Annotated in this window: 9 protein-coding genes and 1 pseudogene; 8 read left to right on the top strand and 2 right to left on the bottom strand. The window is 44.6% G+C overall.

From position 1 onward, the window contains the following. The 3 genes and pseudogenes from JFC07_RS12515 to JFC07_RS13375 form a co-directional block, all read left to right on the top strand. The coding region (locus tag JFC07_RS12515) for a TonB-dependent siderophore receptor (RefSeq protein WP_227697978.1) at positions 1 to 2034 on the top strand (2034 nt) is incomplete at its 5' end. Positions 2035 to 2139: 105 nt separating this feature from the next. Continuing rightward, positions 2140 to 2889, top strand: coding sequence for a siderophore-interacting protein (locus tag JFC07_RS12510; RefSeq protein ID WP_102076457.1), 750 nt, complete (start codon positions 2140 to 2142; stop codon positions 2887 to 2889). Between the two features lie 76 nt (positions 2890 to 2965). Next, positions 2966 to 3809: pseudogene (locus tag JFC07_RS13375) on the top strand (transposase). A 113-nt stretch (positions 3810 to 3922) separates the two neighbouring features. On the opposite strand, the gene phoR reads toward JFC07_RS13375, so the two are convergent. Further along, positions 3923 to 4993: a phosphate regulon sensor histidine kinase PhoR gene (phoR, locus tag JFC07_RS12490; protein WP_102076459.1), complete on the bottom strand. Its 1071-nt coding sequence runs from the start codon at positions 4991 to 4993 to the stop codon at positions 3923 to 3925. 209 nt (positions 4994 to 5202) lie between these two features. Next, positions 5203 to 5901 (bottom strand): phosphate regulon transcriptional regulator PhoB, encoded by a 699-nt coding sequence (gene phoB / locus JFC07_RS12485; protein ID WP_102076460.1) that lies wholly within the window; start codon positions 5899 to 5901, stop codon positions 5203 to 5205. A 515-nt stretch (positions 5902 to 6416) separates the two neighbouring features. Between phoB and pstS the strand changes: the two genes are divergently transcribed. The 5 genes from pstS to phoU all read left to right on the top strand — a co-directional run bounded on the left by pstS (position 6417) and on the right by phoU (position 11644). Next, positions 6417 to 7577, top strand: a complete 1161-nt coding sequence (gene pstS, locus JFC07_RS12480) for a phosphate ABC transporter substrate-binding protein PstS (protein WP_198329169.1) — start codon at positions 6417 to 6419, stop codon at positions 7575 to 7577. 281 nt (positions 7578 to 7858) lie between these two features. Continuing rightward, positions 7859 to 8809, top strand: a complete 951-nt coding sequence (gene pstC, locus JFC07_RS12475) for a phosphate ABC transporter permease subunit PstC (protein WP_068408342.1) — start codon at positions 7859 to 7861, stop codon at positions 8807 to 8809. 93 nt (positions 8810 to 8902) lie between these two features. Beyond that, on the top strand, positions 8903 to 9817 hold the full coding sequence (pstA, locus tag JFC07_RS12470; protein ID WP_068408344.1) for a phosphate ABC transporter permease PstA: 915 nt from the start codon (positions 8903 to 8905) through the stop codon (positions 9815 to 9817). A 213-nt stretch (positions 9818 to 10030) separates the two neighbouring features. Then, on the top strand, positions 10031 to 10810 hold the full coding sequence (gene pstB, locus JFC07_RS12465; protein WP_198329172.1) for a phosphate ABC transporter ATP-binding protein PstB: 780 nt from the start codon (positions 10031 to 10033) through the stop codon (positions 10808 to 10810). A 102-nt stretch (positions 10811 to 10912) separates the two neighbouring features. Beyond that, positions 10913 to 11644 carry a phosphate signaling complex protein PhoU gene (gene phoU / locus JFC07_RS12460; RefSeq protein WP_198329171.1) on the top strand — a complete coding sequence of 244 codons (732 nt, stop codon included), beginning with the start codon at positions 10913 to 10915 and terminating at the stop codon, positions 11642 to 11644. Positions 11645 to 11758: the final 114 nt, after the last annotated feature.

The raw sequence follows: 11758 nt of genomic DNA, 5'->3' as shown, positions 1-11758 counted from the left end.
GCTTTATCTGGCGTGTACTATCATTCATTGCAAGATGAATTGAGGACACGCCCTAAAACTGCATTAGACCCTAGTGATGCCCCAATGAGCTATAGCAGAATCAATCAAGAACTATTACAAAAACGTCAAGCAGATAGCGTTAATGCGGCGTTACGTTATGAGCCTGGGGTGAGTACTGAGAGCCGCGGTACGGTATCTATTTTTGATGAATACAACATTCGTGGTTTTAAGACTTATTCCAATTTTTATGATGGATTGCGCCTCCCCTACGACGGCGCTTGGAACCTGATGCCGCAAGTAGACATTTATGCGACTGAAGCGGTAGAAGTGTTAAAAGGCCCAGCATCTTCACTTTACGGCTACGCGGCACCAGGTGGCATGGTCAATCAGGTCGCCAAAACACCAAAAAGCACCCAAGAGTCTGAAGTACAGTTGCGCTTTGGCAATCAAAACCTCAAAGAAGTGGCAGTCGATATGACCGGCCCTATCTCAGATACGCTTAATTATCGCTTGGTGGCATTAAAACGTAAAAAAGAGGGTCAGATGCAGACCACAGAAGAAGAGCGCACTTTAATTAATCCGTCACTTGAATGGCGACCGACAGAAGATGTCTCCGTTCTTGCCAATATTTTTTATCAAGACGATCCAGAGATGGTGCCTTCTACCCCGCTGCCGGCTGTTGGGACAGTCTACAATGCCAGTTATGGCAAGCTAGGCAGGGATGCCTACGCAGGAGACGAATGGAATCATTTTAGCAAAGAAGTTCTGATGCCAAGTGTGACTGTCAACTGGGCTATCAATGACAAATTAACCTTTAAGCATATCCTACGCTATACCGATGCCGAAGCGCAGCAGCGCAATATGTACAATCAAGAAGGGTTTATCACGGGTAGCGATAAGATTTTAAATCGTGTGGCCTATACCACTGATGAAAAGATGAACAACTGGACCACCGACAATCAGCTGGCTTATCAGTTAGATACTGCCAATACATCGCACAATTTATTATTCGGTGTGGAATATCAAGAAACGGACAGTAGCGCCACTTATTACGATGCTGGCGCAGATGGCACCCCCAACCTTGATTTGTCCAATCCCGATTTTTCGCAAATCGATGCTGGCACACTACCATTAGATATTTATCGACAGAAACAAGACATCGAACAAAGCCAGCTGGGATTTTATTTACAAGATGAGATGCAGTGGCAAGATTTGACGGTAGTGGCAGGATTACGCCACGATAAGTTCGACAGTACTACCGAGCAAACCGACGCCTCTAAAGGTGCGGTTTATAGTAACAAAACGATTGATAACAGCGCATCAAAAACCAGTGGTCGCCTTGCTGCCATTTATGACTTTGATAATGGCTTCTCTCCTTATGCCAGCTATTCACAGTCGTTTCAGCCTGTTGTCGGTAGCAACTTTGTTACTAATAAGGCATTTGAGCCCACCACCGCTGACCAGTTAGAAGCTGGTATCAAATATCTGTCCCCAGATCGCGCCACACAAGGAACGTTGGCGGTGTTTGATATTACGCAAAAGAACGTCGTGGTGGCTGATGAAATCAGTTATAGAAGTCAAACTCAAACGGGTGAAATCACCTCTAAAGGGTTCGAGGTTTCAGGCAGCCACATGCTAAGTGATTGGGTAGATATTGCTGCAAGCTACAGCTATACCGATGCTGAGATTACCGAAGATGAATTCAACCCTGACGTGGTCGGCAATACGCCAGCACAAACCGCTAAACACAAAGCAACACTGTGGGCAGACTATTACGCCACAGATAAGCTTACTCTCAATGCAGGGGTTCGATATGAAGACGGCATGCAACTTGATAAGCAAAATTCAGACGAGCTGCCAAGTGTGACCTTGGTAGATATTGGTGGCAGCTATCAAATCCATCCGATGCTCACCGTTGGCGCTAGTATCAATAATTTGTTTGATAAAACCTATGTCGGTACTTGCTACGATAGTAATAACTGCTGGATGGGACCCGAGCGCCAGATGTCCGTCAGTCTAAAGGCCAACTTTTAAACAATATAGAGCTTATCATTACTAGAGAATGTCCGTTTTATATACTGGCGCTATCTAAACTGATAACTTAAAAAATGAAACACTTAAATTAAGAAAGGCATTAAAATGGCAAAACCCGCTCCAAGAACATTGAATGTTGTTCGTACCAAATACATCACGCCACAGATGTACCGCGTCACGCTTGGCGGTACTGGCCTGCTTGACTTTCCAAAAGATCAAGAAAGCGCTTATATTAAACTCATATTTCCTCAAGACCATGGGGCTCGGCCACTGATGCGCACTTATACCATTAGCGGACAACGTGAGGATGAAATAGATGTGGATTTTGCTTTGCATGACGCTGAAGGGCCTGCTTCAATGTGGGCACGTAACGCCCAAGTGGGTGAGCAAATATTGGTCGGCGGCCCAGGGCCAAAGAAGCTGATTAATAATGAGGCAGATTGGTTTTTATTGGTTGGTGATATGACAGCGCTACCAGCCATTAGCGTTAATCTTGCCCAGCTACCTGCTGATGCCTGCGGCTATGCAGTCCTTGAGGTCACCAGTGAAGCGGATAAGCAACTACTCAAAAAACCAGACAACGTTGACATTCACTGGGTGATCAACTCACATCCAAATACCGAAAGCAGCCCATTACTTGAAAGGGTTAAAACGCTTACGTGGCTAGCAGGCCAGCCTGCGGTGTGGGCAGCATGTGAATTTCATAGTATGCGCGCCCTGCGCCATCACTTTAAAACATATTTTTCAATACCAAAAACGCATTTATACATATCCAGCTATTGGAAAGTCGATAGCACAGAAGACCAGCATAAAGTTGAGAAGCAGAAAGATGCAAAAAATCTAGGGGCTGTATAGAATTGAGGAACCATTGAAAAACATAAGCAACGCCTTACTCTACTGTTTACCACAACAAAGAAATAAGGCATCACTTATGACTCGCACCAAGCTCAACGATGAACTTTGGCACAAGCTATTTATTATATTGCGACAAATTAACGTATATAACAAGCCCAATCTAAGACGTACCGTTGAAGGCATGCTGTACCGCATAAGAGTAGGCTGTCCATGGCGAGACTTACCTTCTTATTTCGGTCATTGGTCTCGCATATATCATCAATACCGTTATTGGCGTAAAACCGGTAAATGGCAAAAGCTCATGAAAATAATCACTTAGATTAACACATGAAGTGCAATACCAAATGCAAGGTGAAAAAAAGACCTAGATGCGCTAGCATCAAAGTTTTTATCCACCGACCAAAGTGAGATTGCAACCATGAGCTATACACATCTAAGCCTAGGTGAACGATACCAGATTTATGCCCTTAAAGGGGCAAAACATAGTATTAATTTTATAGCGAGGGCGTTAAACAGAAGTCCCAGTACCATATCAAGAGAGCTTAGGCGTAATAAAAGCCTACGAGGTTACCGAGCAAAGTATGCTAATAACAAGGCTTGTGACAGACGGGCTAACAACGCCACAACTATTGTGGCTGACCTCTGGGCATGGGTGACAGACAAGCTTAAAGAGAACTTGCGTCCTGAGCAAATATCTGGCGTTCATGGTGGTATCAGTCATACCCGTTAAGTCGAACTCTAAAAACAGCAACAATGACACACTAGACTGGTATTTGTATCGTTGCCGTCACTTGGTAGAAAACGCTTTTGCTAGGTTGAAACATTTTAGGGGCATTGCCACGCGATATCATAAGCTCAAAGATAGCTATGCAGCAGCGGTAATGCTTGCTTGTGTCTTTATCTGGTTGCCACTCATTTGAATTCTATACACATCCTAAAAGGTATTGTTAAATTATCATAATCGCTATGTTGAATTGACCGAGGAAGGTAAACGATAATAAACCTAAAGGCTAAAAGCTAAAAGGTAAGAAACTCAATCTATAACAGCTGAACGAATATGAGCGGCGGGGAAAACGGCGCTAAATGTCGAGCCTTTGCCTTCTGACGATTCAATTTGCAAAGTCGTGTCATATTGATATAACACATGCTTTACAATCGCCAGCCCCAGCCCCGTACCACCTGTCGCACGACTGCGCCCGCTATCCACTCGATAAAAACGCTCGGTCAACCGTGCGACATGTTGTGGCGCAATACCAATACCATCATCACTGACGGCAAACCGACAGCCTTCTGCAGTCTTTGCCCAGCTGATGACGATATTACCTGCTTTTGGCGTGTATTTAATCGCATTAATCACCAAATTGGATAACGCACTGTTCAAATACATCTCCGAGCCGTAAAGACCATCATAGGTATCTATCTGTAAATGCAGCGTATGGCCATATCCTTGGTTGTAAGCCTGCGCATCATCATAGACATGCGTGAGCAGCTTGGTCATATCAATATAATGCAGCTCATGTGTCTCTTCGATTTCAATCCGAGACAGCAGCAGCAAGTCATTGACCACTCTATTCATGCGCGCGGTCTGCTGCGTCATTAATTCAAAGCCGCGTCGCCATTGCCGCGGCATGTCTTCCTGATCTGAGAAATTTTCCAGATAGCCCATCAGTACAGTCAATGGCGTTCGTAACTCATGCGAGACATTTGCCACAAAGTCGCGGCGCATTTGCTCTAAGTGTTGTAAGCGGGTCACATCATAAATAATCAGCAGCTTTTCATCGCCAAAAGGCGTGAGCTCACATTTAAGATAACGGTTAGGATCTTGCCATGACTTCATATGTACACCATCATTGGGTGTCACCATGCTCTGATAGTATTGCCGAAACTCAGGGACGTTAATAAAGTCAAAAATACTTTTGCCATGATCCGCTGACTGCAACAATAACAAATCCTCGGCGGCCTGATTCCACCACTCCAAACCATCATCGTCGTTTAGCAAAATAACCGCATCTCGCAGTGCGCGTAAGGCACTTCTGATTTTTTTCAGCTGATCGGTGGAGTATTGCTCGATGTCCTGTTGCTCAATATCCCTTGGCGTTATCATGTGTTTCTCTCTTTTTTATTACCAGTATGATGCTTAGCACTTATTATTAGCACTGACTATTCTTAGCACCAAATATTCTCAGTACTTATGCTTCTCAGTACTCAATATTCTAAATATTTATGCCTCTGGGCACTGAATGTTCTTAACGCTGGTTTCCTGCCTCGTAAGCTGCCTTGTAAATAATGGGCTATTTTTCAAAATCGATAGCGTTATTCAACCAGACTCGAAAACCGATAACCGGTACCGCGAACCGTTTGAATCAAGGCACTGCAACCATAAGGCTGTAGTAATTTGCGTAAACGCCGGATGTGCACATCAATCGTACGATCTTCGATATAGACATTGCCGCCCCAGACCTGATCTAGCAGCTGGGTGCGCGTATAAGCACGCTCGGGATGACTCATAAAAAACGCCAGCAAGCGATATTCTGTCGGTCCGATATCAATGACTTTATTATCAGCGGTGATACGCTGGCTTTTAGGATCGAGGCTAAGCTTGCCTATTTCAATTGGCTTATCGCTACTAAGCGCACGACTACGGCGTAATACGGCTTTGATTCTGGAGATTAATTCACGCGTTGAAAAGGGTTTGGTCATATAGTCATCAGCGCCCGCATCAAGCCCATGAACCTTACTATCTTCCTCACTTTTGGCCGTCAGCATAATCACGGGTATCTCAGCCAACATCTCATCATTTTTAAGCATACGGCAAAAATCAATACCACTTTTATCACCCGGTAACATCCAATCTAGCAAAATCAACGCGGGTCTATGATCCACCACTTGTTGATGCGCTTCTGCGACGTCAGCCGCTTGTAAACTCTCAAAGCCCGCCATCTCTAGTGTCATTACCACCATCTCACGAATTGCAGGTTCATCTTCGACAATCAAAATCTGCTCATTGCGCATACCATCGCCTCATTATTGAAAGACAAAAAATTGGAAAACAAAAATACTAAGCCCTTATCAACGTCTGCCCATTAAACGGCTTAATTATGACAGTTTGATGACACAGTGACTCGATACGTTAAATGCTGCGCCTTAAACATTGCAGCTCAAACACTGTACTTTCAGCCCTATACTTTAAGCGCTGTGCTTTGAACGCTTAGCCTTAAACCCTTACGCCCCAAAAAAAACCAACGGCTCATCATAACGAATTTTGCGCTAGATAGCAGCCGCAATCCCCTTAAACGATTGCTTTATTGGGCTGCGTTTTTAATTGACCAACTTTTTTCATAAAAATGTCTTATTTCATCAAACTGTCATATTTGCTCGGCACAATGTGCTCATTGACTACCGAGCGTCTTTGTAGCAAAACCTTGCTAACCAAACATCGTTAGCAATACATTACTAAAAACCTGGGCAGCGACATTGTTATTCATAAACGCCCCATACTTAAATCTGATTACTTTCTAGGAGAAACAATGCGTTATTCATTAATGGCTTTAGCAGTCGCGAGTACCTTTACCTTAGCTGCTTGTAATCAACCCCCCAATAGTAATGAAAGCAATGAGCCCGCTACTTCGGCGCAATCAACCACCGCGCCTACCGACACCGCAAACGTTCAGTCGACAGACGTCCAATCAACAGACAATGTGTCGATGAATATCACCGGCGCTGGCGCCTCTTTCCCGCAGCCTATCTATGCTAAATGGTCAGATGCCTACAATAAAGCAACAGGCGGTCAAGTGAACTATCAGTCGATTGGTTCATCGGGCGGTATCAAACAAATCGTCGCAAAAACGGTGGATTTTGGCGCGTCCGATGCGCCGATGACGCCAGCGGAATTAGAGGAAGCCGGTCTGATTCAATTCCCGACCGTTATCGGCGGCGTGGTACCTATCGTCAATATCGATGGCGTTGCGCCTGGTCAATTGAAGCTCGATGGAAAAATGCTCGCTGACATCTATCTTGGTAAAATCAGCAACTGGAATGACCCTGCCATCAAAGCTATGAATCCTGACTTAAGCCTTCCTGACGCCGCCATTACCACAGTGTTCCGCTCAGACGGTTCGGGCACAACTTTTAACTTTACCGATTATTTAGCCAAAGTGTCAAACGATTGGAAAGACAGCGTTGGCGTCGATAAAACCGTGAAATGGCCAACCTCGGCAACCGGTGCTGGCGGTAAAGGTAACGAAGGCGTGTCAAGCTATGTGACGCGTATGAAAAACTCTATCGGCTACGTTGAATACGCTTATGCTAAGCAAAACAGCATGGCACACGTTGCTCTAAAAAATGCCGCTGGCAACGTCGTGCAACCATCTGCGCAGACATTCGCCGCCGCTGGTGACATCGATTGGTCAAAGCAAGAAGGCTTTTATAAAGTCATCACCAACTCTGAGACCGATCAAGCATGGCCTATCGCTGCTGCGACCTTTATCTTAGTCCATAAACAACCGCAAGATGCCAAACAAGTGGCAGGTGTCCTTAACTTCTTTGACTGGGCTTATGCTCAAGGCGATGATGACGCGATGAGTCTTGATTATGTGCCTTTTTCAGATACGGCCGTGGCTTTATTTAAGGCGAAATGGAACGAGGTGGTAGACAGCGAAGGTAAGCCTGTCTATACCTCAGCACAGTAGCTCGAAGCTTTTTAATTCGAAGCTTATTAATTCGAGAAGAAGCCAGTCGAGAATAAGCTAACTAATGCCATCAAGCAAATACTGAAAAGCGTGTTTGCTTGGTGACGTCTTAGCCGTAGTGAACTTAAGATTCGGTCGTTAGATGATACAGTTTATTACGGTAAGACGCTAAAGCTAAAACCCCTAAGGTTTTTTACAATCAAGCTTTCACACTAGCAAGCGTTAACACAGTTAATCATTAACATAATGAAAAGTTAGAGCGATAAACAACAGAGGCTTTTATGGCAGACCTAAAATCCCAACTGGCAAAACAAAAACGCTTTGACGCGGTTTTTGTTAATGCCACTAAAGCATTTGCAATCTTGGTGCTCTTGTCGCTTGGCGGCATCATGCTGTCATTGATTGTCGGTGCATGGCCAAGTATCACTGAGTTCGGTTTGGGATTTTATACCAGTAATAACTGGGATACGGTGAACGATCAATACGGTGCGCTTGCACCCATTTACGGTACGGTGGTCACTTCACTCATCGCTATCTGTATTGCCGTACCAGTCAGCTTTGGGATTGCTATCTTTTTAACGGAACTTTGTCCCAATTTTTTGAAAAAGCCATTGGGTATTGCTATCGAGCTGCTGGCAGGCATTCCTTCTATCATCTATGGCATGTGGGGCTTGTTTGTCTTTGCACCGTTTTTTGGTGATCATATTCAACCTTGGTTTATTGAAAATATTGGCCCCCTACCTATTATTGGTAAAGTTTTTGCCGGTGCGCCGATGGGACTGGGTATGTTTACCGCCTCGTTAATACTGGCAATTATGATTATTCCCTTTATCGCTGCCACCATGCGCGATGTTTTCTCTGTGGTGCCAGACCTGCTAAAAGAGTCCGCGTACGGCATGGGCGCAACCACGTGGGAGGTGATGTTTAAAATCATCTTACCTTATACCAAAGCAGGTGTGGTTGGTGGCGTGATTTTGGGACTGGGTCGAGCGCTTGGCGAGACGATGGCCGTGACCTTTTTAATTGGTAATGCCTTTAATATTAGCCCAAGTCTATTCACATCTGGGGTGACCATTACCTCAGCGCTGGCCAACGAGTTTGCCGAAGCGTCAAGTGAGCTGCATCTCGCGTCATTATTACATTTAGGGTTAATCCTGTTTGTCATTACCTTTATCGTTTTATCAATATCTAAACTCATGCTCATGCGTATTGACCAAAAAGCAGGCAATTGAACACACTATTCTAAATAGCCAAAAAAACAAGCCAAAACGAACTAAGACACGTTATTTGCAGCCATTATTTGACCTAAGAAGGACAAACACTTCATGACTTTCGCACCAGTCACCACTCAAACTGCCGAACCAAACCAGTCTTCTGTACGCTTTGAAGATCGATACAACAAGCGGCTTTATAACAAGCGCCGTTTTATCAATAGACTGGGACTTGGTTTTGCTTTATCAGCGCTTGTATTTGGTTTGGTTTGGCTGATTTGGATTTTGATGACGTTGTTTGTTGAAGGCATGCAAGGTTTAATCGAGATGCCTGTCTTTATGGCAGATACCCCGCCACCGATGGGCGAAGGTGGTCTACGTAATGCCATTGTTGGCTCAGCAATGTTGGCTTTTTCGGGCTTAGCGATTGGTGCGCCAATCGGCATGATGGCGGGCATTTATTTAGCAGAATTTTCACAGGGCAGTATGTTGGGTAAAGTCACCCGATTTTTAAATGATATTTTATTGTCTGCCCCATCCATTGTGATTGGTTTGTTTATTTATGCCTTGATGGTCAAAGGACAGAGCTTTTCGGGTTGGGCTGGTGCATTAGCGTTGGCGCTAATTGTGATTCCTATTGTCGTGCGTACGACGGAAAACATGCTAAACCTTGTACCTAATACACTACGCGAAGCGGCTTATGCATTGGGTACGCCAAAATGGAAGCTGGTCAGTACCGTGACCCTGAAGGCTGCCAAAGCCGGTCTGACTACCGGTGTGCTGCTCGCTTTTGCGCGTATTACCGGTGAAACCGCGCCCTTGCTATTTACCGCGCTAAACAACCAATACTTTAGTACCGATATGAGTGAGCCAATGGCCAACTTACCCAACACGATTTATCAGTTTGCGATGAGCCCTTATGATAACTGGCATGCACTGGCTTGGGCGGCGGCGCTACTCATTACCGCGACAGTATTATTCTTAAATATTGCGGCGCGCTTTATCGGTGGCAAAGACCATAGCAGATAATTCAAGGCTAACAGAAGCACAGCTAATAGTAAAAAAACACCCCCATTTAATAAAACTTTAAAACAGATGGATACCATTATGACTGATTTATTAGAGAGAAAAGCGACTAAGCCGATGACAGATACCAGCAGCAAACGCCGTTTACTGGATGACGCTATGTTTAACAATGGTCAGCATAAACAGCCAGATATTGCCCATCTTATCAAGCAAACCATGGCGGACATGCCCGACAATATGCCGCCTGCCAAGATTACCATTCGCGATTTAGACTTTTATTATGGCGATTTTCAAGCATTAAAAAACATCAATATCGATATTCCAGAAAAAAAGGTCACCGCTTTTATTGGTCCCTCAGGCTGCGGTAAATCAACGCTGCTACGTACCTTTAACCGTATGTATGACTTGTATCCGAGTATGCATGCTGAAGGTCAAATTACCCTTGATGGCCAAAATATTTTGGCAAAAGATACCGATGTTAATTTGCTGCGTGCGCGTGTCGGTATGGTTTTTCAAAAACCTACACCCTTCCCGATGTCCATTTATGACAACGTCGCATTTGGCGTCCGTCTCTATGAAAAGCTCAGCAAAGCAGAGATGGATGAACGTGTCGAGTGGGCACTCAAAAAGGCGGCGTTATGGCTGGAAGTCAAAGATAAACTCAAAGCGTCAGGATTGTCATTATCTGGCGGTCAACAGCAGCGACTTTGTATTGCCCGCGGAGTAGCAACGAAACCTGAAGTCTTGCTATTAGATGAGCCAACGTCCGCGCTTGACCCTATATCCACTGGCGCGATTGAAGATTTGATTACCGATTTAAAAAACGACTATACCATTGCTATCGTCACCCACAATATGCAGCAGGCCGCGCGCGTCTCCGACTACACCGCTTATATGTATTTGGGGGACATGGTAGAAATGGGGGAAACAGATCAAATATTCACCAACCCAGCACAAAAAGCGACTGAAGATTATATTACCGGTCGTTATGGCTAAGTCGCTGTTCGCTTAAAGCAATCATTTCTAGCAGTCATTTATCACGCTACTCATTTTGGCAATATTTTTATGAGCAACACCAATACGATTAAGGAAGCAAGCATGGCGATAACGGCAAAGCATTTATCAAAGAGTTTTGATAATGACTTACATGACGTGATTGAGCTGTTTATGCAAATGGGTCACATGGCAGCAGAGCAAGTCATGGTTGCGACACGCGCCTTGATAGCTGCAGATGAGGCGACCGCGAAAAAAGTGATTGAAGATGATCATCTGATCAATCAGCTAGAGATTAAAATCGATGAGCAAATCATTTTGTTGGTCGCCAAACGCCAACCAGCTGCCAATGATTTGCGTTTAGTCATGGCGCTTAGTAAAGGCATTGTTGATTTTGAGCGTGTCGGTGACGAAGCAGAAAAAATTGCCCGTATGGCCTGCAAATTGATTAAAAATGGTGCATCTCCAAGAGGCTATTCAGAGGTTCAGCATTTATCCAATCAGGTGCGCCTGATGCTGCTTGATGCGATTGACGCCTTTTCGCATATGAATCCTCAGCAAGCGTTTTCGGTATTGCAAAGTGATACAGTGGTTAATGAAGAGTACCAATCTGCCACTCGAGCCTTGATGACCTATATTATGGAAGACAGCCGCCATGTGTCCAAAGTGATTAACATACTTTGGGTATTACGCGCCTTAGAACGGGTGGGCGATCACGCTAAAAACATTGCTGAACTGGTCATTTTTTACACCAGCGGCAAAGATGTGCGGCATACAGATTTTATGCAAGTCGAACAAATCGTCCAGCAAACAACTGATGCTGGCCGGCATGAGTAATAATATTAATAAATAGACAAAAAAATTTTCTCAATTAACCCCTCTTCAAGGCCTTTATATACCCCACTCTCAACTTCGAAAGTGATTGAAAAAAGAAGAGCACCTCACTAATCT

This window comes from Psychrobacter faecalis (assembly GCF_016107575.1).
Classification (GTDB): domain Bacteria; phylum Pseudomonadota; class Gammaproteobacteria; order Pseudomonadales; family Moraxellaceae; genus Psychrobacter; species Psychrobacter faecalis.
The sequence above is the reverse complement of the archived record's forward strand: the minus strand, read 5'-3'. Positions and strand labels throughout refer to the sequence as shown.

Coding starts and splice junctions, on each gene's coding strand:
- pstS (WP_198329169.1), top strand. CDS start 6,417: ATGCGTTATTCATTAATGGCTTTAGCAGTCGCGAGTACCTTTACCTTA.
- pstA (WP_068408344.1), top strand. CDS start 8,903: ATGACTTTCGCACCAGTCACCACTCAAACTGCCGAACCAAACCAGTCT.
- phoR (WP_102076459.1), bottom strand. CDS start 4,993: ATGATAACGCCAAGGGATATTGAGCAACAGGACATCGAGCAATACTCC.
- pstB (WP_198329172.1), top strand. CDS start 10,031: ATGGCGGACATGCCCGACAATATGCCGCCTGCCAAGATTACCATTCGC.
- phoU (WP_198329171.1), top strand. CDS start 10,913: ATGGCGATAACGGCAAAGCATTTATCAAAGAGTTTTGATAATGACTTA.
- JFC07_RS12510 (WP_102076457.1), top strand. CDS start 2,140: ATGGCAAAACCCGCTCCAAGAACATTGAATGTTGTTCGTACCAAATAC.
- pstC (WP_068408342.1), top strand. CDS start 7,859: ATGGCAGACCTAAAATCCCAACTGGCAAAACAAAAACGCTTTGACGCG.
- phoB (WP_102076460.1), bottom strand. CDS start 5,901: ATGCGCAATGAGCAGATTTTGATTGTCGAAGATGAACCTGCAATTCGT.